This is a genomic window from Pseudoflavonifractor sp. MSJ-30 (genome assembly GCF_018918045.1).
In the GTDB taxonomy this organism is placed as follows: domain Bacteria; phylum Bacillota; class Clostridia; order Oscillospirales; family Oscillospiraceae; genus Faecousia.
In genome coordinates this window covers 83620-106220 of record NZ_JAHLPU010000022.1, presented here as the reverse complement: position 1 = coordinate 106220, position 22601 = coordinate 83620, and the positions used below count along the sequence as shown (strand labels likewise).

Genomic DNA, 22601 nt, shown 5'->3' with positions numbered 1-22601 from the left:
GAGAAGAGGCTATGCGGGAAGTAAATCTGACCCAGGGGCCAATCCTTGGCCGTCTGGTACGCTTCAGTCTGCCTATGATCGCGGGCAATATGCTCCAGCAGGTTTATAATCTGGTGGACACGCTGGTGGTGGGTCGAGGCATCGGAGCCGGGGCTTTGGCGGCTGTGGGATCAGCCTATACGCTGATGACCTTTTTGACCTCCATTTTAATCGGACTGTGCATGGGCAGCGGCGCCTTTTTCTCCGAGGACTACGGCGCGGGGGAGCAGTCCCGGTTCCGGCAGGATGTGAAGCTCTCCTTCTGGTTTATTTTTGGCGTGTCTGTGCTGATCTATGCTGTGATCTATCCCTGTATGGACCCCATACTGCGGCTGCTGCAGACGCCGCCGGAGCTGATGCCCCTCATGCGGGAGTACGTTTCCGCGGTGTTTGTGGGCATTTTCTTTGTGTTTCTCTATAACTTCTTTGCCTATCTGCTGCGGTCTATGGGCAATTCTCTGGCGGCGCTGCTGTTTCTGGCAGCGTCGGCGGTGCTGAACATTGTTCTGGATATCTGGTTCGTCATGGGCCTGTCCATGGGCGTTGCCGGGGCAGCCTGGGCCACGGTGATCTCTCAGGCGGTTTCCGGTCTGGGTATTATGGCCTACAGCTTCGCGAAGCTGCCCCAGCTGCGCCGGGGCGGGGAAAACTGGGACTGGGAGCGTTTTGGACAGATTGTCCGAAACGATGTGGCTACAGGCATCCAGCAGTCCGTCATGAATTTCGGCATCCTCATGATTCAGGGGCTGGTGAACAGTTTCGGCACAGTGATCATGGCAGCCTTCGCCGCGGCGGTGAAGATTGATACCCTGGCATATATGCCGGCTCAGGAGTTTGGCAACGCCTACTCCCTGTTCGTCTCCCAGAACTTTGGGGCAGGGGAGCACGGGCGAATCCGCAAGGGCACAAGGCTGTCCTTCCTGCTGTCCGCCATTTTTTGCGCTTTGGTGTCCTGCGGCATTTTCCTGCTGGCTCCGAGACTTATGGGGTGCTTTTTGGACGCCGGGGAGGCAGAGGTCATTGCCCAGGGGGCGCGGTATCTGCGCATTGAGGGCGCGGCTTATGTGGGCATCGGCGTGCTGTTCCTCTGGTACGGCTACTTCCGGGGCATCCGCAGGCCGCAGATTTCTCTGGTGCTGACGGTGATCTCTCTCGGTACCCGGGTTCTGCTTGCTTATGCCCTGGCTCCCAGAACTCCGCTGGGCGTCACCGCCATCTGGCTGGCCATCCCCATCGGCTGGGTACTGGCAGACGGCGTGGGAATGTGGTTCTACAAGAAGAATTAATAAATAGGGGGAACACATATGCAAAACAACGAACTTCTGGAGTTTGCCCGGAATGCCGGGTTTGAAGCGGCGGTGCTGCCTGCTTCCAAGGTGCCTGCGGACGGAAAATTCCGTGCTTTCTGCGAGGAAAACCGCTGCGGCCAGTATAACGCAAACTATTCCTGCCCGCCCACATGCGGCACGGTGGAAGAAATGGCGGCGAAGATCTATGCAGGAAAGACTGCTCTGGTGCTGAGGACCCAGTGGCCCATTGACAGCTATGAGGATGCAAAGACCATCAAGGATGCAAAACTGTCCCACAACCGCGCAATGCTTCGGTTGAATGAGACTTTGCACGGTCTGTGTGTCGGCGGCAGCTGCTGCTGCCTGTGTTCGCCTTGCCGGATGCGGGCGGGGGAGGACTGCCTGTACCCGGACCTGCGGTTCAGCTGCATGTCCGCCTACTGTGTGGACGTGGCGGAGCTGTGCAAACGCTGCGGTATGGACTTCCGATGGGATACGAAAAAGCTGTCCGTCTACAGTATGATCGTGCTGTAGGGATACGATGGAGGCGTTTATGGAGCTGGAGCGGGATACAGAGTTGGAAGAAGTTTACCGGGAGCTGCTTGAAAGCGGTTTTCGGGAACACGATATGGTCCTTGGACGAACGGTCCTGGAGTACATTACGGATATGAAGCTGGATGCACTGCGGGAGGAAATGGATTATTTTGTGTCCTATTGCCTGGAATTCGGGGTCAATTTAAGCAGGATCCAACGGCAAGGGGATGGTTTTACATATGACTACTATACCTTTGTAGGTGAACAGCTCCATCACGCGGGCATGGTGCTGTCCACGCCGCAGGTGATGTATCCCCACCGGCATGATTATTATGAACTGGTGTATGTGCTATCCGGCAAGTTGAAGCACCGTATTGCGGACCAGGAGCTGACGCTGTACCGGGACGATATGCTGCTGCTGGATCTGAATACCGTCCACGCCGAGTATGTGGACGACGAATCCGTGGTGCAGTATCTGCAGCTGCCCAGAACAATTGTGGATGCCATCATCAGGGATGGATGTTTGCAGCCGGAAATGGAGCATTTTTTCTCAGCCCATGGGCGAAAGCGGCCCGATGATTTCCGATATATTTATCTGGAGCACCGGGGAAACGCGCAGCTGCGGCGGCTGCTGGTATGGATCTTCCGGGAAAAGCTGAGCGGACGCCCGGGCAGCAGGTATATCATATATGGCCTTCTCACCAGACTGCTGCACAGTTTGGGAACAACGCCGGAATACCTGTCCCACTTCTTTGTTGAGGAGGAAAAGGGCGAGGCAAAGATCCTGCGTATGCTGAACAAGTATCTGGAGGACCATTTCTGGCAGGTGGAGCCGGAAAGTATGGAACGGGAACTGCATTACAGCTGCAACTATCTGAATAAGCTGGTACGCAAAAGCACGGGCCTTTCCTTTACGGAATATTGCATTTCCCGGCGGCTGGATTATGCGGCCTGGCTGCTGATTAATTCAGAGGTGTCCATAGGGGAGATCATTGACAAGTGCGGATACCAGAATAAAACCTATTTTTACAGGGTCTTCCGAAACCGTTTCGGTCAGAGCCCGATGGAATATCGAAAAGAGCATACTTCAAAAGCCTGAGCGCCGCGTTTGCGGCGCTTTTTATTTTTGACGGAGATATGATCGTGCATTGGGAATGGTTAAAATGCACAAAATTCATGAAAGAAACTATGCAAAACAGTTAAATAAAACGAAAAAGGATACTGAAAAAAGAGAACTATCCGCACGGGGTCATTGTATATTTGTATATTGCTTGTTAAAATACAACAAGAAACAGAGAAAAAGAAATAACAAAATAATGCGAAATTACCATATATTTTCTGAAGTCCAAAGAAGAAATGGAGGACCATCATGGAGAGAGAATTGATCCTGGCGGCACATAAGGTGTGTAAGGCATTCGGTCCCACCCGGGCGCTGATCGATGTGGATGTGGAGGTAAGAAAGGGAGAAATCCGTGGCCTGATCGGCGAGAACGGTTCCGGCAAATCCACATTCTGCTCCATTGTGGCAGGCGCCTTGGAAAAGGACAGCGGTGAGCTGGAGCTGCATGGACAGAAGTACGAGCCCAAAAGCATGGTGGACGCCCAGAACCATGGCGTGGCAATGATCGTCCAGGAAGCGGCGACATTTCCAAGGCTGGACGTGGCCTCCAACATTTTTGCGGGCCGGTTGGAACAGTATACGAAGGGCGGCTTCCTGGACTGGAAAAGCATCTATGACGAGGCGGACAGAATCCTGGCGGACATCGGTGTGCCGGAAATCAAGGGCCGGATGAACATCGAGCAGCTGAATTTCGAGGACCGCAAGATTGTGGAGATCGCTCGGGCCATGGTTTGCAAGCCGGAAATACTCATCATCGATGAAACGACCACGGCTCTGGCAGCCAAGGGGCGCAAGCTGATTTACGCGCTGATTGAGCGGATGCAACAGGAAAACAAAGCCGTGCTGTTCATCTCCCATGACCTGGACGAGCTTATGGAACGCTGCAATACCATCACTGTGCTTCGGGACGGCCTGATTATCGATACGTTGGACCGGGAGAACATGTCCATCGAAAAAATGCGCTCGCTGATGATCGGCCGTGAACTCCAGGGGGATTATTATCGCCCGGACTTTGACGGCAGCCACGGGGGAGAGGTCCTGCTGAAGGCAGAGCATGTGACCCTGCGGCCGTACTTCAAAAACGTCGATGTGACGCTGCACAGAGGAGAAATTCTGGGCTTCGGCGGCCTGTCCAACTGCGGTATGCATGAGCTTGGACGGTTGCTGTTCGGTTTGGAAAAGACGCTGACCGGCAGTGTGACACTGTACAAGGACGGGAAAGAGATCAGCATTTCCTCTCCGGACACAGCGGTGGACAACGGCATGGCTTATGTTTCCAAGGACCGGGACAAGGAGTCCATCGTTTTGCAGGCAAGCATCAAAAACAACATCGTAATGCCGGCCATGCGCCAGCTGACCGGCGCATTGGGGTTTGTCTCGCCGAAAAAAGAGAAAACACTGTCTGATACACAAATCAAGGTCATGAGCATCAAGTGCCGCAACGGCAATCAGCTGGTGAAGGAACTCTCCGGCGGCAACAAGCAGAAGGTTGTTTTCTCCAAATGGTTGGGCACGGACAGTGATGTATTCATTCTGGATTGTCCTACCCGCGGCATTGACGTCGGTGTCAAGGCGGATATGTACAAGCTGATTATGGAGCTGAAGCGGCAGGGAAAGGGCATCATCATGATTTCTGAAGAGCTGCTGGAGCTCATCGGCATGAGCGACAGAATGCTGATTTTCAAGGACGGCAAGCTGGCCAGGGAATTCCAGCGCAGCGCGGACCTGAAGGAAAACGATATCATTGAGTACATTATCTGAGGAGGAAAAGCTATGGCGGCATTGAGCAGAACAAGCGCGGAAAACCTGCAGATCCAGGCACAGCTGGACCGGCAGGCCGCCAGAAAGCAGGCAATCGGCAGGGTAGTCCCCTACCTGGGCCTGGTATTTCTATTCGTTTTCTTTACCATTGTAACGGGCGGTCTGTTTATCAGTCCCAAGAATTTAAGCAATATGGTGGAGCAATGCTTTACCATGTGCATTATCGCCACCGGCGCGGCATTCGTTTATGCCCAGGGAAATATGGACTTCTCTATCGGCTCCGCCTGTGGCGTTGCCCAGATGTGCGGCGCGATCCTGCTGCTGCACAAGGGGTGGCCTATGCCGCTGGCAATGCTGGTAACGATTCTGATCCCTGTTGTCACCTGCTGCATCGTGTCTACCATTGCGGTAGTGTTCCATGTGCCGGTGTTCATCGGCTCCATGTGTGTCCGCTCCCTGCTGGCGGGACTTTTGACCATCGGCGTTGCCAAGCAGGAGATTGTAGTGCCCGTCAGCAATTGGCCGATCATGACAAACGGCGTGTTCAAGGCAATCGTGCAGGTGGCGGTGATCGCTATCGGCGTTTACCTGTTCCACTTCACGCGTATCGGCAAATGGGCCAAGGCCATCGGCGGCAACCGGAATACGGCAAAGCAGGCCGGTATCAAAATCGTCCAGCAGCAGTTCCTGGCCTATGTTCTTCTGGGTCTGTGCGTGGGCATCGCCGGCGTGTTCCAGCTGTTCCGGAACTCCACGGTGTCCATGGGCTCCGGAAGCGGCATTGAGTTCAACATTATGCTGGCGGTAGTTCTGGGCGGATTCCCAATGTCCGGCGGCGACAAGGCTACCCTTCCGGCAGCCGTGATCGGTGCCATTACGGCAACTCTTTTGACCAACGGCCTTTCCATGTGGGGTTTGGAACCCAGTCTGGTCAACGGCGTGAAGGGCCTGATCTTTGTAATCATGATCGGCCTGAGCTATGACCGCAGCGCGGGTAAGCTGGTCACCTGATTCAGTCGCAAAACAGCGGAAAGCTGTCAAAAATAAGAAACTGAGAAAGAAGGAACATCATGAAAAAGATAATTGCTCTGATTCTGACCCTGACCCTGCTGCTGGCCCTTACGGCCTGCGGCGCCTCCGGCTCCACCGCATCCACGGCGGAAACGACACAGGCCGCCACTGCGGCCGACGGCAAGGGTACCTCCATTGCCGCGGACGGAAGTGTTATCACCAATTACGACAAGGCAACCGTTCAGACCGATAAGGAACTGCCGAAGTTCCGTATTCTGGTTCTGTACAACAGCTTCACGGACAAGCTGGGCTCCCAGTACAAGTCCTCCATGGAGTACATTGCCGAGCCTCTGAACATTGACTTTACATTCCTGGAGACCGGCAGCAGCGGCGACGAGGCCATGGCCGCCATTGAGGCTGCTCTGGTCAGCGGTTATGACGGCTGCATCGGCACCGTGGCTTCCGAGGCCCGGGCTGCCCTGTTTGACAAGGCCGGCGTGCCCTATGTGGTCTGCGGCGGTATGCCCTCCGATGAGACCCAGGCAAAGGCTATGGCGAGCTATGAGAATTATCTGGGCAGCGTTGTCGTGGATGACTACGCCGCCGGCTACGCGATGGCAGAGGCCCTGTACGCAGACGGCTGCCGCAATGTCATGTGGGACGGCCTGTCCCGTGGCTACTCCGGACAGCACGATGCCCGTGCCGCTGGTTTCGCCGATGGAGTTGCATCCCATGACGATATGAAGCTCATTGTGGAGAACTGGGACTACACCCAGTGGGCGGACGGCATTGCCACCGCCGCGGCCACCTATCCCGAGCTGGACGGCGTTGGCTGCACCTGCCTGATGGCGAATATTTACAATACCATTGAGTCCGAGGGCCTGGTTGGTCAGGTCCAGCTGGCGGGTATTGATGTGTCCGAGGGCACCGGCCGCGCGTTTGAAAACGGCTCCCTCTCCTACATTGCCGGCGGCAACTATGCCTGTGAGCAGATCTGCTTCGCGGTCCTGTACAACTATCTGCTGGACGGCACCCGCGTCATTGCCGATCCCACTGTGAACCTGACCCTGAACAACATCAACCTGTCCAGCCTGGAGGATTACAACAACTACATCAAGTATCTGGATTCTGCCGTTCCCGCTTATACGGCCCAGGAGATTCTGGACATGACCCACTATGTGGACGAGAGCTTCAACGCCGAAAAGATGACTGAGCTGTGCAAGGCCTATTCTCTGGAGGACGTGATTGCCCGCCATGCCGACCTGGTGCAGTAATCCAATCTAATTCACAAATTTGCCGCGGCATGCGGCCAATGGGGGTGCAACCTTGAAGAATCAAAATAAATTCGCCGGGCAGGTTGTTGGTCTTATCAAGACTTTGGCCATTCCGGTTGCGGTATATCTGCTGTTTGGAATCCTCTCCGGCGGCCGTATGTTTAATTCCCGCGCCATGATTACCGTTCTGCGTCAGACCATTCAGCCGTCCATCATCTGTTACGCGCTTCTTTTGGGCATGAGCATCGGTATGATGAATTTCAGCGCCGGCGCCTTTGTCACCTGTGCGGCCATCATGGGCAATGGACTGAGCAATCTTCTTGGCTGGGGCCTGCCGGGACTTGTTTTCTTCGCTATTGTGGTGAGCCTGGCGTGCAGTGCCATTATGGGCCTGCTGTACAACTGGCTGCGGGTGCCTTGTATGGTGCTGAGTCTGGGACTGATGCTGTTCTTCGAGTCTCTGCCCCGGTTCTTTTTCCCCGGCGGCGCGGTGATCTCGACGCAGGATGCGTTCCTGGCCCGTCAGCCCTGGTGCTTCGTGGTTATGGCATTGGTGATGGTCCTGTTCTATATCATCTATAACAAGACCCCCTATGGCCACAATATCCGTGCCATTGGCGCCAACCAGTCTGTTGCTCTGGCTGCCGGATTGAATCTGGACAAGATCAAATTCACCAATTTTATTGTGGGCGGCTTCTTCCTGGGCGTTGCGGCGGTGCTGTATATGTCTGCCCAGGGTAAGGTGCAGAATGTTTCCGCGTTGGGCTCCATGGCGGTCATGATGGACGGCTTTATGGGTGTGTTCCTGGGAATGCTGCTGGCACGCTGGTCCGATCCCAGCATTGCGGTGTTCTGCGGCGTTCTGACCATGAAAATTCTGGCCAACGGCTTCGTGGCGGTGGGACTGGAATCCACATGGAAGGATGTTGTTACCGGATTGTTCATGCTGGTTATCATGGCGATTTCCGAAAATGCTACGCTTCCGGCAAAACGAAAGGCCGACAGGCTTTTTGCCGCCCAGGCAAACGCCGAGCGGGCATGGTAAGCTGCGTTTTATCAACGGGGGACGCCTGGCGTTCCCCGTTTTTTTGAAAACAGGAGGTTAATTCATGCAAAAACAGAGCTTTAACAAGAACTGGGTGGTAAAGCATCGGCTGGGTTCTATCATGTCCAGTGTCTGGGGCGTCCAGTCCAAAGAGGAAAAGGTGTCCCTTCCCCATGACGCAATGATTACAATGGAGCGGGCTGCGGATGCGCCCTCCGGTGTGGATATGGCCTTTTTCAAGGGCGAGAACATTGTCTACGTCAAGGAGTTTGTCATTCCCGCGGAAGAAAAAGACAAGGTGCATTATCTCTACTTCGACGGCGTGTACATGAACCCGACGTTTTTCATCAACGGCGCCTTTGTTCAAAAATTCCGCTATGGCTACACCCCCTGCTGCATGCGGATCGACCGCTACCTTCGTTACGATGCTCCCAATACCCTGCAGGTGGCGATTCGCGGCACCAATCTGCCAAATTCCCGCTGGTACTCCGGTCAGGGTATCTACCGGGATGCCTGGATCCTTACCGGCGACTACCTGCATGTGGCTCCGGACGGTCTGCATGTGACGACACTGGACTGCGACCGGGAGCTGGCAGTGCTGGAGGTCAAGGCCGAGCTGCAAAATGAGGGACAGCGGAGCCGGGAGGGCTATGTAAAGCTCACGGTGCATGACGGAAGCGGCCGGGAGGTGGCCGGGCGTAAGGCAAGATTCTATGTGGACAGCAATGGCCGTGTGACGGTGCGCCAGCGCATCCATCTTGAAAAGCCCGCACTTTGGAATGTGGATACGCCGAACCTCTACAGCGTGGATTGTCAGGTGGTCGATCGGGAGACGGAGCAGGCCGTGGATACGGCCCAGACCACCTTCGGTATCCGCAAGCTGCAGCTGGACAGCGTTCACGGCCTGCGGATCAACGGCCAAAGCGTAAAGCTCAAGGGCGGATGCGTGCACCATGACAATGGCCTGCTGGGTGCGGTCAGCGTGGATGACGCGGAGACCCGCCGGGTGCTGCTGCACAAGAGCATGGGCTACAACGCGCTGCGAACCGCCCACAATCCTCCCAGCGCGGCTCTGCTGAATGCCTGCGACAAGTACGGCATGTTGGTTATGCACGAGTTTACGGACATCTGGACCCAGAACAAAACGGCCTTTGACTATTCCGAGTACTTCCCGGAGAGTTGGGAGGCGGATGTGGAAGCCGTGGTGCGCCGGGATTACAACCACCCCAGCATTATTTTCTGGTCCATCGGCAATGAGATCCCTGAGACCGGAGAGACCTTGGGGGCGCAGTGGGGAAGAAAGCTGGCGGAAAAGTTCCGTTCGCTGGACCATACCCGCTTTATTACCAACGGAATCAATGTTATGGTATCGTGCATTCCCTATTTCAAGCAGATTATGGAGAATCAGGCTAAGAACGGGGTCAACGATATTATCGGAACCTCCGGCGGCGCGGCGGATATGATGAGCGTGATTACCTCCAGCCCCATGCTGGATCCCTATGTGGAGGAGTCCTGCGATCTGCTGGACGTGATCGGCTATAACTACAGCAACGAACGCTATGAGCGGGAACATCCGCTGCATCCGGAGTGGATTTTCTTTGGCTCCGAGACGTTCTCGGGGGCCTTGGACAAAAACTGGGATACTGTAAAGCGCAACTCCTATGTGCTGGGAGATTTCTGCTGGACCTCTATGGACTATCTGGGAGAAGCGGGCTGCGGCCGAATTGCCCCCAAGGACCAGGACAGCGGCGCATTCATGGGGGACTATCCATGGCTTGCGTCTGCCGATGGCGATTTTGACCTGACCGGATTCCGCAGACCCATGTCCTATTGGCGGGAAATCATCTGGGGCGGAAGGGAGCATGTTCCCTATATTGCCGTCCACCGGATGCAGAACTTCGGCAAGGAGCTCTATATCAGCCGGTGGAATTTCACAGACGCGATAAACAGCTGGACATGGCCGGGCTATGAGGGAAAGCCGACTGCCGTGGAGGTCTATTCCGACGCGGAAGAGGTGGAGCTGTTCCTGAACGGAGCGTCTCTTGGCAGAAAGAAGGTGGGCAATGATTTCCATCAGTTCTATTGCTGCTGGGACGTTACATATGCACCCGGAACTCTGCTGGCGGTGGCCTATATCGGCGGACGGGAGGCCGGACGCTATGAACTGAGTACCGCCGGAACACCGCGGCTCAGCGTACGGGCAGACAAGCGGATCCTTCGGGCCGGAAGCAATGACCTGAGCTATGTGGAAATTGAACTGCGGGACGAAAATGGGATCCTTTATATGACATCGGACCGTACGGCTACGGTCCGGGTGGACGGCACTGCGGTATTGGCAGGATGCGGATCCGCCAATCCCTGCACGGAGGAGCGCTATGACAGCCTGACGCATCGCTTCTTTGAGGGAAGAATACTTGCGATCCTTCGGGCGGGCGAGCAGGCCGGGAAGACAAGCCTTACCGTCAGCGCGGAGGGAATGAAGAGCGTGACGGTCGAGGTGGAAACCGTATAGTAAATCATTGGGGCGGCTGCCAATCGGCGGCCGCCTCAATTTTCGTGCGCCTGGGCGCACGTTCTCTGGGGTGAAAGTCCCGAAGTCGCCCGGCAGCGGGAAGATTTAGCCAAAGGCAAGGGTGGCCGTCGTAAGGCGGAATCTGGAGAAAGCCGGATTTAGGAGCCCAAGATTCCCTGATGGGCAAACCTTTCAGGTGACGCCAGTGAAGATGCAACGGTGTGACACTGCGGGTGAGGGCGGAGGTGTTTGGCGGAGATGCAGGATCGGATTTCCGGGACTTTGACATCATCCTTACCGATAGTTTTGTTGATTTGAAGGACAAGGATGATTTTATCCTGACGGCAAAAATGGATCGTACGCCTGAGCAATTGCGGAAAAACCTGATGATGAAAACGGTATATGACATTCTGTAAAGCGAAAAACAGATTTATGCAGCGTTTACACATTATTTACAGTGCGTTTACACGCGGGAGAAGGAAAAGGGACGGTCCGCATGAGATGATACCTTTCCGGACGGTATCATTTTTTCTACTCAAAAATCATACTTTGGAATGGTTTACAATCCTGCCAAAAACTGATAGAATACCTGTGTAAGCCTCGTGCAGAACAGACCAAAATGGAGGTATGCCGTATGACGGAGCAGGTGATTATCCGAAGAACGATTCAGGAAAGCTTTGACAGATTTATGAAACAGGGCAGAGTGCTGTTTTTCAGCGCGCCCTGTGGATGCGGAAAGACCTGCATCGCCGACGCGCTGGTAAAGGGAAAAAACGTTCGGAAGCTTTCCGGGGAGGATCCGGAATTCAGCGTGCCCAGCCGAAAAGAGAACTGGCGCATTCTTTTGATTGATGATTTTCAGGAAATTCAGGACGAGCAAATCTGGAGGGAACTGTATAATCTGATACGGGATTGTCCGGACCGGCGGTTTCTGCTGCTGTCCCGGGGAGCGCCCCACGGAAGTATGATGGCCTTTCGGTATACGGGGCTGATGACCGTGCTGGATACGAAGACCTTTTTCTTCGACCGGGAGGATACTATCCGCATGATGGAAAGCTGGGAGGTCCCCTACGCGGATTCTGACATTGGTGAGATTCTGAAAAAGTCCATGGGCTTTCCTCTGGGTGTTGTGATCACGGCCAGAAAAATGAAGCAGGGACTGGCCTTTTCGCCGGAAGTGGTGGGGCAGTCTTTTCAGGAGGTCTTCCTCTATTTTGAGACGGCAATCTATAGACGTCTGGATGCGCCAATCCGGCGCTTTATCCTGGAGCTGGCGCCTTTTGAAAGCTTCGATCTGGACCTGGCACGTATGGTGACAGGCAGTCACGACGCCGCTGAGATGCTGGATTGGGTCCAGCGCAATACCTGCATGCTGCAATATGATGATATCCTGCGTTTTCGTTTCTGGGCGCAGTTTCGAATGTTCCTGATGTGGGAGATGGGCCGGGAGTATTCGCCGGAGTGGAAGCGGGCGCTTCTGATCCGCGGCGGTATGTACTACGAACTGAAAGAGGACTATCCCCGTGCGCTTGACTGCTATATAGAAGGATGGGATCATGCCAAGGTCTCCGAGTTGCTGATTCGCAATGTGGAGAATTTCCCCGGCATGAGCCACTACCGGGAAATGGAGAAATATTACAGGAATCTTCCGGAAAAGGAGATTCTGGCGTCCCCGGCCCTGATGCAGGGTATGAGCATGCTCCGTGCGCTGTCCGGAGACTACGCCGACTCTGAGCGCTGGTATCAGGCGCTGAAGACGTTCGGCGAGAACCTCAGTCCCCAGGACGCGGTGCTGAAACAGGTACGCGGCAGTCTGGTGCGGCTGGATATCAGCTTGCCCCAGCGGAAAACGGAGGAACTGACAGAGATATTTCCCCGGGTAGCTCAGATGCTCAAGCGGAAGGAGATAACGCCGCAGACCTTCTCTGCCACCAGCGGCTTGCCCAGCATCGTAAACGGCGGCAAGGACTTTTCCGAATGGTGCAAGAAGGATGACCTGATATATAAGACCATGAGCGGCCCGCTGCAGACGGTCCTTGGAAAAAACAGTGTGGGACTGGCAGAATGCGCCATCGCGGAGAGCAAATATGAAAAGGGCGAGGATATTTCTGCCCGGATGCTGGATCTGGTGCAGCGTATAGGTGAGATCCGGCGCAGCGGCACACCGGAAATAGAATTCGCGCTGACGGCTCTGCTGGCTAGAAGCCAGATGACTTCCGGAAGGGTAGGGGATGCCCAAAGGACGCTGGAGACACTGCGTCTGCGCTTTGAGGATGCGGGACTTACCCGATATCTGCCCAATCTGGACGCTTTTCTATGCCGTATCGAGCTGCGTATGGGGAACCTGGATGCGGCGGATGCGTGGTATCTGGAAAAAGCGCCGAAGGATCCGTTGAATTTTGACGCACTGAAGCGCTACCAGTATCTGACCCAGGCCGCGGTGGAGCTTGTTGCCGGTCAAACGGAAAACGTGTTTTTGACGCTTGCGCCCCTGGACGCATTCTGCAAAGCCTGCGGCCGCCATTTGGACGGCATTTCCGCAGATCTGCTGCGTGCCATGGCTCTGTACCGGGTGAAGGACGACGGATGGCGCGGCTTCCTGAAAAGCGCGCTGACAGAGGCGGAGAATTACCGGTTTGTCCGGCCTGTCAGCGTCTTTGGCGCGGCGATCCTGCCGCTGTTGGAGGAGATGGACTGGAAGCCGGACAGCAATTGGTTTAAAAATGTTATGGCCGATACCCGAAACCAGGCCAGCTTCTATCCTGACTATTTGCGGCCGCGCGTTTCTCCAAAGGAGACTTTGACTGCTACGGAAATGCGGGTGCTGCACCTGCTCTGCGCGGATAAGAGCAACGCGGAGATCTGCAGGATCATGGATATCAAGCTGCCCACCGTCAAGACCCATGTGAGCCGAGTGCTGGAAAAGCTGGGCGTCAACCGCCGCAGCGAGGCGAAAAATGCCGCAAAAAAGCTCTGGCTGATTCCGGAAGAATTGTAGAAAATGAATAAAAGAACAGAAAAGGTACCAATGGCCGGATGTTGACAAATACGCGGCAATGTGCTATACTTTCAGAACACCTGAATTGAATATAAAAGCAGCGTAAAGGTGCCGCCGCGAGGCGGTGAAAAGGGAACCCGGTGTGAATCCGGGGCGATGCAGTCACTGTGAAGGGGAGCGCTTCCCAAGTGCCACTGGGAAACCGGGAAGGCAGAAGCGCGTGGAACCGAGCCAGGAGACCTGCCTTTGCGTGGAATCTCCGATTTGCTGTCTACAAATCGACCTTCCCGCCAGCGTCTGTTCCGTTTTCGGGTTTTCGGAACGGGGATACATTGCCAGGAAGAGCGGCTGCGGAGATGCAGCCGCTTTTATATTTTGTTCAGAGAAAAATGAAAAAGAAGGTAATTCACAATGAAAAAGCTGATTGCACTGCTGTTGGGCGTCTGCATGGTCCTGTCCATGGCTGCCTGCGGCGGCAACGCTGCTACCGCTACCACCGCTGCCGCTACTGAGGCGGCTACCGAGGCTCCCTCCACTGAGGCCGCCACTGAGGCTACCCAGTCTCAGGAGGAGATCGACCAGGCTGCCGCCGACGAGGTCGCCGCTCTGATCGACGCCATCTATGTCCAGACCCGCAACGACGACACCGACGCTGCCTGCGAGGCCGCCAAGGCCGCCTGGGACGCACTGACCGACGAGCAGAAGGAACTGGTCGAGGGCGAAGAGGCAAGCCCCGAGTACTTCGGCCTGGATACCGGCGACGCGTCTCTGGACGATCCCCGGAACCAGGACGAGATCGGCGAGAAGGAACTGCTGGTTGTTTCCTTCGGCACCTCCTTCAACGACAGCCGTGCGAAGGACATCAAGGGCATTGAGGATGCTCTGGCTGAGGCCTTCCCCGACTGGTCCGTCCGCCGCGCCTTCACCGCACAGATCATCATCAACCACGTCCAGGCCCGTGACGGCGAGAAGATCGATAACATGGAACAGGCTCTGGACCGTGCGGTTGCCAACGGTGTGAAGACTCTGGTTGTGCAGCCCACCCACCTGATGCACGGCGCTGAGTACGACGAGATGTGCGAGGCCCTGGATGCTTACCGCGACAAGATCGAGACCATCGTGGTCGCCGAGCCCATGCTGGGCGAGGTCGGCAGCGACGCAACTGTGATCAATGCCGATAAGGAAGCCGTTGCCAAGGCTGTTGTTGCCGCCGCTCTGGAAGAGGCCGGCTTTGAGAGCACCGAGAAGGCCGCTGAGGAGAGCACCGCGTTCGTCTTCATGGGCCACGGCACTGCCCACGTCGCCAAGGTGACCTACAGCCAGATGCAGACCCAGATGCAGAACCTGGGCTACGACAATGTGTTCATCGGCACCGTTGAGGGCGAGCCCGAAGCGACTGCCTGCGAGAACGTCATTGAGGCTGTCAAGGCCGCCGGTTACACCAACGTTGTCCTGCGTCCTCTGATGGTCGTTGCCGGTGACCATGCCAACAACGACATGGCGGGTTCCGATGACGATTCCTGGAAGACCATGTTCGAGGCTGCCGGCCTGAACGTGACCTGCCAGATTTCCGGTCTGGGCCGCATTGAGGCTGTTCAGCAGCTGTATGTTGCCCATACCCAGGCTGCAATGGATTCCGTGAACTGATATTTGCTTCATAAACCCGGGATCACCCGGGGGCGTATGCCCCTGGGTGAATTCCATATAAAGGAGATAAGAAAATGAAAAAGATTACCGCGTTTTTGCTGGCAGCTCTGCTGCTGATGGCCCTGGCAGCCTGTGGCCAGACCGCTCCCGCCGAGACCACCGCCGCCCCGGAGACCACCGAGACTGTGGCGGAAACCGAGGCCGAGACTACGGAGAAGGCCGCCGATCCTGAAACCACCGAAGCTGTCTGCCCTCTGGAGGACGGCGTATACACCGCCGAATTCAATACCGACAGCTCCATGTTCCATGCCAACGAGACCTGCGACGGCAAGGGAACGCTTACCGTTCAGGACGGGAAAATGACCATCCATGTGAGCCTGGCATCCAGATCTATTGTCAATCTGTTCCCCGGTATTGCGGAGGATGCCAAGAAGGAGGGGGCGGAGCTGCTGCAGCCCACGGAGGATGAAGTGACCTATTCCGACGGCCTGACCGAGACGGTCTATGGCTTTGACATCCCCGTACCCTATCTGGATCAGGAGTTCGACCTGGCCCTGATCGGCAAAAAGGGCGTCTGGTATGACCACAAGGTTTCTGTTTCCAACCCGGAACCCAAGGTGACCCCGGTCTCTGATCTGGCGGACGGCAGCTATGCCGTCTGTGGAACCCTGGAAGGCGGCACGGGCAAGACTACTCTGGTCAATCCCACACAGCTGACCGTGACCAATGGTCAGGGCGTGGCTACCGTTGTCCTCAGCAGCAGCAAGTACGACTATATGATCGTGGATGGCGTGAAGTACGAGCCTGTTACCACCGAGGGCGGCTCCACCTTTGAGATTCCCGTGACCGGACTGGACGTGAAGATCCCCGTTGTCGCTGACACTGTGGCCATGAGCGAGCCCCATGAGATCGAGTATACCATCCTTCTGGATTCCGCGACCCTGGAAGCGCTGCAATGAAAAGACTGCTTACCCTGATCCTGGCGGCGCTGCTGCTTTGTGGCTGCGCCGCCGGGCCGGAAAAGACCGCCGGGACGGAGCCGTCTGTCCAGGCTGAGGCGGTCAGCTGGGACAGCCTGACCTTTTCCGGGCCCCGGCCGCTGCAATACGCCCGGGAGTTTGCCATTTATGACGAACCGTCCGGCTATCGGAAAATCACTGTGGGCACAGACCAGACCATTCTTGTGGTGCCGGAGGGCGGCCGGATCCCGGAAGGTGTTCCGGCGGACGTAACAGTTCTGCGGCAGCCGTTGGAACACATCTATCTGGTTGCCAGCGCGGCTATGGACTATTTCTGCAAGCTGGACGCGGTGGATTCTATCCGCCTCAGCAGCCAGAAGGAGAGCGCCTGGTATCTGTCCGAGGCCAAACAGGCCATGGCGGAGGGGAAGATTCTCTATGCGGGCAAGTACTCTGCCCCGGACTACGAGACCATTCTGGCGGAAAACTGTGACCTGGCCGTGGAAAATGCCATGATTTACCACACGCCGGACGTTCTGGAGCAGATCAGAGGCCTGGGCATCCCTGCCATTGTGGACCGTTCCAGCTATGAGAGCCATCCTCTGGGCCGCATGGAGTGGATCAAGTTCTATGGAGCCATTCTGGGAAAGGACGGCGAAGCCGCCGCCTATTATGACGCCTTGCTCAACAACCTGACCCCGGTGTTGGATCAGGAGCCTACGGGCAAGACCGTGGCATTTTTCTACATCACCGCCGCCGGGGCTGTGAATGTCCGCAAAGGGTCGGACTACATTTCCAAATCCATCTCCCTGGCAGGATGTACACCCATTGTCTTCCGGGAGGATGAGGACACGGGGGCCAACGCCTCCCAGACCGTCCAGATGGAGGCATTTTATGACGGCGCCATAGACGCGGACATCCTGATTTACAACAGCACCGTGGACGGAGAGCTGGCGAATCTGGACGATCTGCTGACAAAAGCGCCGCTATTGGCAGACTTCAAGGCAGTTAAAACCGGTCAAGTCTGGTGCATTGCCAAGAATTTCTACCAGGAGTCCCTGGCGTTGGGAGACTTTATTCTGGATGTAAACGCCGTGGCCGATGAAAACGGCCGGGAGCCGTATTTTCTGAAACAGCTGAAGTAGGGAGGGCTTATGGAACCGAAAAAACGCAGAATACTGGGCTTTGCCCTGCTGATTCTGCTGGTGCTTGTTTTCCTGCTGTGGAATCTTTACGCAGGCAGCGTGTCCATTTCCGCCGGGGAGATTCGACAGATTCTGCTGGGCCGGGGGCAGGACAGCACCAAGTGGAATATCATCCGCTCCATCCGGCTGCCCCGGCTGCTGTCCGCTCTGATTCTGGGCGGGGCACTGTCGGTGTCCGGCTATCTGCTGCAGACCTTTTTCCATAACCCCATTGCGGGGCCCTTTGTGCTGGGCATTTCCTCCGGGGCCAAGCTCACGGTGTCCGTCACCATGATCTTCCTGTTGAGCAGAGGGCTGGTTTCCAGCTCGGCGACCCTGATCCTCTCCGCCTTCCTGGGGGCAATGCTCTCCATGGGCTTTGTGCTGCTGATTTCCCAGAAGGTGAAGCAAATGAGTCTGCTGGTGGTCTGCGGCGTGATGATCGGCTACATCTGCTCGGCGCTGACGGATTTCCTTGTGACCTTTGCGGACGATTCCAACATTGTGAACCTGCACAACTGGTCCGTGGGTTCCTTCTCTGGCAGAACCTGGACAGACGTCCGGGCCATGGCCATTGTCTGCGCTCTGGGCATTCTTCTGAGCTTCCTCCTGAGCAAACCTATCCGGGCTTATCAGATGGGGGAGGTGTATGCCCAGAATATGGGTGTGAACCTGAAGGCCTTCCGGGCGGCACTGATTTTGCTGTCCAGCATTCTTTCCGCCTGTGTGACGGCCTTTGCCGGGCCAATTTCCTTTGTGGGCATTGCGGTGCCGCACCTGATGAAGTCCCTGTTTAAGACCGCGGAGCCCATGATTCTAATTCCAGCCTGCTTTTTGGGCGGCGGAGCCTTCTGCCTGATGTGCGACCTCATTGCCCGGACGGCCTTCGCCCCCACAGAGGTCAGCATCAGCTCCGTGACCGCCGTATTCGGCGCGCCGGTGGTCATTTATATGATGGTGCGCAGAAAGGCGGCCAGAGAATGAGCGAATTTCTGAAAACGGAAAACTTATCTGTGGGCTATGACGGCCGGGCCCTGATCCGGGACGTGTGCCTCCGGGTTCAGCGGGGCAAGATCGTGACCCTTATCGGCCCCAACGGCTCCGGCAAATCCACGATTCTGAAAACCATTGTGGGCCAGCTGTCCAAGGTGAGCGGCACTGTGTTTTTGGAAGATAAGGACATGGCCCAGATGCGGCAGAACGAGACTGCCAGACGTATGGCAATTCTAATGACCCAGCGGGTCCATCCGGAACTGATGACCTGCTTCGATGTGGTCAGTACCGGACGCTACCCCTATACCGGGGCTTTGGGCCTGCTGAGCAGGGAGGACAAGTCCATCGTCCTGGAGGCCATGGCGCTGGTGAACAGCGAGGATCTGGCGGACCGGCCCTTTGACGCCATCAGCGACGGCCAGCGGCAGCGGATTCTGCTGGCCCGGGCTCTGTGCCAGCAGCCGGAGATCATTGTTCTGGATGAACCCACCAGCTATCTGGACATCCGCTACAAGCTGGAGCTGCTCACCATCCTGAAAACCATGGTAAGGGAAAAAAATCTGGCGGTGCTCATGTCCCTCCACGAACTGGAACTGGCGGAACGTGTCTCCGATACGGTGGTCTGCGTCTCCGGAGACCGCATCGACCGCATGGGCAGCCCAAAAGAGATTTTTTCCAGCGACTACATCGCAAAGCTCTACCACATGGAGCCGGGAAAGTATGACCCCTGCTTTGACACATTGGAATATGTACCGAAGGTATGAAAAATCGGCGCCGCGAAATCTTGCGGCGCCGATTTTTTGGAAAGATCAGTTGGTCTTATGCAGTTCTTCAGGCATGACACCACGGTTGGAGATGGTCTTGGGCGTAATCTCTCCGGCGTCGGTCAATGCAATCTTGGTCAGGATGGGTCCAACCAGCTCATAGATCAGCACAGAGAAGAGGACGATGCTGCGCATGATGGTGCCCTCGGCGCCAAAGTCCGCGGCGACGGTGGCAGACATGCCCAGAGCCACGCCGGCTTGAGGCAGCAGGGTGATGCCCAGGTATTTGCATACGGTCTTGGGGCAGCCCATGAACCGGGAACTGACACTGGCGCCGAAGATCTTACCGGCGGACCGCATGAGAATATACACAAGACCAATGCCTACAACAGCTGCGCTGCCGAACACACGCAGGTCCAGCTCCGCACCGGAGAGCACAAAGAACAGGACGTAAACAGGGCCGGTCCAGCGGTCGGTCCGGTACATGATCTCATCGGAGAAGTCGCAGAGGTTGCAGAAGATGGTTCCGCACATCATGCACACCAGCAGGGAGGAGAAACCGATTTCAACGCCGTTGGAGAAGGTCATCTCAATTTTGGAAAAGGCAGTGCACAGGAACACAAAGGCCACGGCCAGACTCAGACGCTTGGAGCGGGAGTTGAAGAACTTCTCCACAATGCTGAAAACCCAGCCCAGAGCCGCACCCATGACGACGGAGGCAACAATCTCAATGAGGGGGTTTACCAGTACGGAAATCAGGTTGATGGAGCCGGAGGTCAGTGCCTTGGCGATACCGGTTGAGACGGCGAAGACGATCAGGCCCACAGCGTCATCCAGGGCAACGATGGGCAGCAGCAGGCTGGTCAGAGGGCCCTTGGCTTTGTACTGGTTGACGACCATGATGGTGGCGGCAGGAGCGGTAGCGGTGGCGATGGCGCCCAGCACAATGCAGGTGGAAACCGGCAGCTTGTCGCCCAGGAACAGGTGCAGGACGATGAGCCCCAAATCTACAAATAGTGTAGCGGACAGAGCCTGAACAATGGCAATGACCGTGGCCTGACGACCGGTATGCTTCAGCTCCTCCAGCCGGAACTCATTGCCGATGGAGAAAGCGATGAAACCCAGGGATACATCGCTGATGAGACTCAGCTTTTCAACAAAGTCAAAGGAGGGCAGGCCCAGATTGGGGATGCCCAGGGCACCCAGGCACAGCGGCCCAATCAATACGCCCGCGACCAGATAGCTGGTTACGTCAGGCAGATTGAATTTGGAGGTCAGCCGGGAGAGAAACAGTCCGGCAAACATGGCCAGACCGATGGCAAGCAAATATTCCATAAAGAAATGCCTCTTTTCATAAAAGCTATTTTGATTTTCCTTTTTGCTTAGCTATTATAGCATGGCATTTTCATGATGCAAGAGCTTGTATTTCACAAGATTTTTTGGCTTTTTTTGCGGGAAATTGTAAATATTTATAGATGTTGGCAAAGGACCGGCATTCATACTGAAAAAGTGCGGCGAAAACGCTTGATTTGAAAAATAAAACAGGCTATAATGCGGATAAAAAGGAGGAGAAAAACCATGGAATCTTTGAATACCCTTGTAAAAAAATGGCTGGCAGAAGGCCTGGTGGACAAGCTGCTTACTGCGGTTATTACATTGGTTGTGGGCCTTCTGATCATCAAGGCTGTCATGCGGCTGCTGACCCGGGCTCTGGAAAAATCCAAGCTGGAAAAGGCGGCCTATAGCCTGATTCTGTCCCTGGCCAAGGTTGGCCTTTACTTAATGCTGGGACTGAGTCTGGCTACCAGCATCGGCATTAACGTTACCGGCGTGGTAGCGCTGGCCAGTGTGCTTACCCTGGCTGTATCCCTGGCCCTGCAAAACATACTGACCAACGTTCTGGGCGGATTCACCCTGCTGACGACCCATCCCTTCCACTCCGGCGACTATGTGGATATCGGCGGCCAGTCCGGCACCGTGACTCAGATCGATATGAGCTATACCCGACTTGTGACCCCGGACAACAAGGTGATCTGCATCCCCAACAGTACGGTGCTGGCCTCTGAGGTGGTGAACTATTCCGCCAACGATACCCGCCGGGCGGAAATCAAGGTTTCCGCGGGCTACGACGCCCCCACCCAGAAGGTCATCGATGCCCTGGCCCTGGCAGCCACAGTGGACAACGCTCTGTTGGAGCCCGCCCCCTTTGCCGCGGTGGACAGCTACGGGGACAACGCCATCAACTATGTGCTTCGCTTCTGGACAAAGACGGAGGACTATTGGGACGTGTACTACAAGGTCAATCAGCGCGTCAAGAATATTTTCGATGAACAGGGCATCCCCATGACATACCCGCACCTGAATGTGCACTTTGATAAGGAGTATCTGGAGAGACGTAAGGTCTGAGGCACATTTCGGGAAAACCCTCCTGTTTGGGGAAGCAGATGTCTCAGCTCCAGATTTATCAGACAGTTTTCAAAAAGCAGAGGCCGCTCCGCCTCTGCTTTTTCCGTGGAAAAAGATAGCTTTTGACAATTTGCCCTTACCTTTGTATAATGGTGCTACATGACAAGAATTCGAGGGAAAAACAATGATCGCGGATGCAATTTCTGTTTCGCAAAATGATATGCGCAAGATTCTGGGGGCGGCAAGTCCCGAGGCGGCGCTGCTTTACTTATATGTGCAGGCCGGCAATGATCCGGCCCGGGCGGAGCAGGAGCTCTCCCTGAGCACCGGACGGGTGTCCTGCGCCGCGGCGACTCTGCGGCAGATGGGTCTGTGGCCGGAGGAGCGGCCCGTGCGGGTGGCCCCCGGGGAGCGGCCGGACTATACCGAGCGGGATGTGCTGTCTGCTATGGATTCCGACAATTCCTTCCGTGCCCTCTATGGCGAGGTCCAGCGGCTGCTGGGCCGGAGTCTGAACACGGAGGAACTGAAAATTCTGCTGGGATTTGTGCGGTACCTGAATCTGCCTGCCGAGGTGATCCAGATGCTGATCTGCTACTGCAAGGACCGTGCCAGGCAGCGGGGTTCCTCACGGAATCCCAGCCTGCGGACCATCGAAAAAGAGGCTTACGCTTGGGCGGAGCGGGGTATCGATTCCATTGAAGAGGCGTCCGCTTTTATACAGGCTCAGAATGTCCGGGCCTCCCGGCTGTCCAAGCTCATGCAGGCGCTGCAGATCCGGGGCAGGAATCTGACCCCGGCAGAGGAGCGCTATGCCCAGAGCTGGCTGGAGATGGGCTTTGACAACGAGACCATTTCCATGGCCTATGAGCGCACCTGCCTGAATACCGGCGGACTGAACTGGGCGTATATGAATAAGATTTTGCAACGCTGGCACGGTCAGGGGCTCCATACGGCTCACGCGGTCCAGGCGGGCGACAAAAAGACGGATGTCAAGGCCGAACGCCGTCCCTTGGACGCGGACGAGGCGGCGGCCATCAAGCGGATGTTTCAGGAGGGTTAAGC

At 56.0% G+C, this 22601-nt stretch carries 18 protein-coding genes and 1 riboswitch; of the genes, 17 read left to right on the top strand and 1 reads right to left on the bottom strand.

Going from position 1 to position 22601, the window contains the following annotated elements; genetic code table 11:
* Window positions 1–11 precede the first annotated feature (11 nt).
* The 15 genes from KQI10_RS03585 (at window position 12) to KQI10_RS03515 (ending at window position 19130) form a co-directional block, all read left to right on the top strand.
* The gene (locus KQI10_RS03585) at window positions 12–1325 is read left to right on the top strand and encodes an MATE family efflux transporter (protein WP_216566035.1); all 1314 of its coding nucleotides are present in this window, start codon (window positions 12–14) and stop codon (window positions 1323–1325) included.
* Window positions 1326–1343: 18 nt separating this feature from the next.
* Window positions 1344–1862 (top strand): DUF2284 domain-containing protein, encoded by a 519-nt coding sequence (locus tag KQI10_RS03580; protein ID WP_216566034.1) that lies wholly within the window; start codon window positions 1344–1346, stop codon window positions 1860–1862.
* Between the two features lie 19 nt (window positions 1863–1881).
* Window positions 1882–2961 carry an AraC family transcriptional regulator gene (locus KQI10_RS03575; protein WP_216566033.1) on the top strand — a complete coding sequence of 360 codons (1080 nt, stop codon included), beginning with the start codon at window positions 1882–1884 and terminating at the stop codon, window positions 2959–2961.
* 270 nt (window positions 2962–3231) lie between these two features.
* A complete protein-coding gene (locus tag KQI10_RS03570) occupies window positions 3232–4743 on the top strand; it encodes a sugar ABC transporter ATP-binding protein (RefSeq protein WP_216566032.1) in 1512 nt (503 codons plus the stop codon).
* A 12-nt stretch (window positions 4744–4755) separates the two neighbouring features.
* On the top strand, window positions 4756–5754 hold the full coding sequence (locus KQI10_RS03565) for an ABC transporter permease (protein ID WP_216566031.1): 999 nt from the start codon (window positions 4756–4758) through the stop codon (window positions 5752–5754).
* A gap of 59 nt (window positions 5755–5813) precedes the next feature.
* Window positions 5814–7028, top strand: a complete 1215-nt coding sequence (locus tag KQI10_RS03560; RefSeq protein WP_216566030.1) for a hypothetical protein — start codon at window positions 5814–5816, stop codon at window positions 7026–7028.
* A 52-nt stretch (window positions 7029–7080) separates the two neighbouring features.
* A complete protein-coding gene (locus KQI10_RS03555; RefSeq protein WP_216566029.1) occupies window positions 7081–8073 on the top strand; it encodes an ABC transporter permease in 993 nt (330 codons plus the stop codon).
* A gap of 64 nt (window positions 8074–8137) precedes the next feature.
* Window positions 8138–10585, top strand: a complete 2448-nt coding sequence (locus KQI10_RS03550; RefSeq protein ID WP_216566028.1) for a glycoside hydrolase family 2 TIM barrel-domain containing protein — start codon at window positions 8138–8140, stop codon at window positions 10583–10585.
* Window positions 10586–10806: 221 nt separating this feature from the next.
* Window positions 10807–11001 (top strand): hypothetical protein, encoded by a 195-nt coding sequence (locus tag KQI10_RS03545; RefSeq protein WP_216566027.1) that lies wholly within the window; start codon window positions 10807–10809, stop codon window positions 10999–11001.
* A 218-nt stretch (window positions 11002–11219) separates the two neighbouring features.
* Window positions 11220–13583, top strand: a complete 2364-nt coding sequence (locus KQI10_RS03540; RefSeq protein ID WP_216566026.1) for a LuxR C-terminal-related transcriptional regulator — start codon at window positions 11220–11222, stop codon at window positions 13581–13583.
* 89 nt (window positions 13584–13672) lie between these two features.
* Window positions 13673–13846: riboswitch (cobalamin riboswitch) on the top strand.
* Window positions 13847–13994: 148 nt separating this feature from the next.
* Entirely contained in the window at window positions 13995–15230 is a 1236-nt protein-coding gene (locus KQI10_RS03535; RefSeq protein ID WP_216566025.1) for a sirohydrochlorin cobaltochelatase, read from the top strand.
* Window positions 15231–15304: 74 nt separating this feature from the next.
* Window positions 15305–16189, top strand: coding sequence for an iron transporter (locus tag KQI10_RS03530; RefSeq protein WP_216566024.1), 885 nt, complete (start codon window positions 15305–15307; stop codon window positions 16187–16189).
* Window positions 16186–17334 carry an ABC transporter substrate-binding protein gene (locus KQI10_RS03525; protein WP_216566023.1) on the top strand — a complete coding sequence of 383 codons (1149 nt, stop codon included), beginning with the start codon at window positions 16186–16188 and terminating at the stop codon, window positions 17332–17334. Before KQI10_RS03530 ends, KQI10_RS03525 begins: the two co-directional genes overlap by 4 nt.
* 9 nt (window positions 17335–17343) lie before the next feature.
* On the top strand, window positions 17344–18357 hold the full coding sequence (locus KQI10_RS03520; protein ID WP_216566022.1) for an iron ABC transporter permease: 1014 nt from the start codon (window positions 17344–17346) through the stop codon (window positions 18355–18357).
* Window positions 18354–19130, top strand: a complete 777-nt coding sequence (locus KQI10_RS03515; protein ID WP_216566021.1) for an ABC transporter ATP-binding protein — start codon at window positions 18354–18356, stop codon at window positions 19128–19130. Before KQI10_RS03520 ends, KQI10_RS03515 begins: the two co-directional genes overlap by 4 nt.
* Window positions 19131–19175: 45 nt before the next feature.
* On the opposite strand, the gene KQI10_RS03510 is transcribed toward KQI10_RS03515, so the two are convergent.
* Complete coding sequence (locus tag KQI10_RS03510) at window positions 19176–20465, bottom strand: cation:proton antiporter (RefSeq protein ID WP_216566020.1); 1290 nt, start codon at window positions 20463–20465, stop codon at window positions 19176–19178.
* Window positions 20466–20708: 243 nt separating this feature from the next.
* On the opposite strand from KQI10_RS03510, the gene KQI10_RS03505 reads away from it, so the two are divergent.
* Both KQI10_RS03505 and KQI10_RS03500 read left to right on the top strand, forming a co-directional pair.
* Window positions 20709–21536 (top strand): mechanosensitive ion channel family protein, encoded by an 828-nt coding sequence (locus KQI10_RS03505; protein WP_216566019.1) that lies wholly within the window; start codon window positions 20709–20711, stop codon window positions 21534–21536.
* A 184-nt stretch (window positions 21537–21720) separates the two neighbouring features.
* Complete coding sequence (locus tag KQI10_RS03500; protein WP_216566018.1) at window positions 21721–22599, top strand: DnaD domain protein; 879 nt, start codon at window positions 21721–21723, stop codon at window positions 22597–22599.
* The last annotated feature ends 2 nt before the right edge of the window (window positions 22600–22601 follow it).

Coding starts and splice junctions, on each gene's coding strand:
- KQI10_RS03560 (WP_216566030.1), top strand. CDS start 5,814: ATGAAAAAGATAATTGCTCTGATTCTGACCCTGACCCTGCTGCTGGCC.
- KQI10_RS03535 (WP_216566025.1), top strand. CDS start 13,995: ATGAAAAAGCTGATTGCACTGCTGTTGGGCGTCTGCATGGTCCTGTCC.
- KQI10_RS03575 (WP_216566033.1), top strand. CDS start 1,882: ATGGAGCTGGAGCGGGATACAGAGTTGGAAGAAGTTTACCGGGAGCTG.
- KQI10_RS03550 (WP_216566028.1), top strand. CDS start 8,138: ATGCAAAAACAGAGCTTTAACAAGAACTGGGTGGTAAAGCATCGGCTG.
- KQI10_RS03570 (WP_216566032.1), top strand. CDS start 3,232: ATGGAGAGAGAATTGATCCTGGCGGCACATAAGGTGTGTAAGGCATTC.
- KQI10_RS03525 (WP_216566023.1), top strand. CDS start 16,186: ATGAAAAGACTGCTTACCCTGATCCTGGCGGCGCTGCTGCTTTGTGGC.
- KQI10_RS03580 (WP_216566034.1), top strand. CDS start 1,344: ATGCAAAACAACGAACTTCTGGAGTTTGCCCGGAATGCCGGGTTTGAA.
- KQI10_RS03500 (WP_216566018.1), top strand. CDS start 21,721: ATGATCGCGGATGCAATTTCTGTTTCGCAAAATGATATGCGCAAGATT.
- KQI10_RS03515 (WP_216566021.1), top strand. CDS start 18,354: ATGAGCGAATTTCTGAAAACGGAAAACTTATCTGTGGGCTATGACGGC.
- KQI10_RS03585 (WP_216566035.1), top strand. CDS start 12: ATGCGGGAAGTAAATCTGACCCAGGGGCCAATCCTTGGCCGTCTGGTA.
- KQI10_RS03530 (WP_216566024.1), top strand. CDS start 15,305: ATGAAAAAGATTACCGCGTTTTTGCTGGCAGCTCTGCTGCTGATGGCC.
- KQI10_RS03565 (WP_216566031.1), top strand. CDS start 4,756: ATGGCGGCATTGAGCAGAACAAGCGCGGAAAACCTGCAGATCCAGGCA.
- KQI10_RS03520 (WP_216566022.1), top strand. CDS start 17,344: ATGGAACCGAAAAAACGCAGAATACTGGGCTTTGCCCTGCTGATTCTG.
- KQI10_RS03510 (WP_216566020.1), bottom strand. CDS start 20,465: ATGGAATATTTGCTTGCCATCGGTCTGGCCATGTTTGCCGGACTGTTT.
- KQI10_RS03505 (WP_216566019.1), top strand. CDS start 20,709: ATGGAATCTTTGAATACCCTTGTAAAAAAATGGCTGGCAGAAGGCCTG.
- KQI10_RS03540 (WP_216566026.1), top strand. CDS start 11,220: ATGACGGAGCAGGTGATTATCCGAAGAACGATTCAGGAAAGCTTTGAC.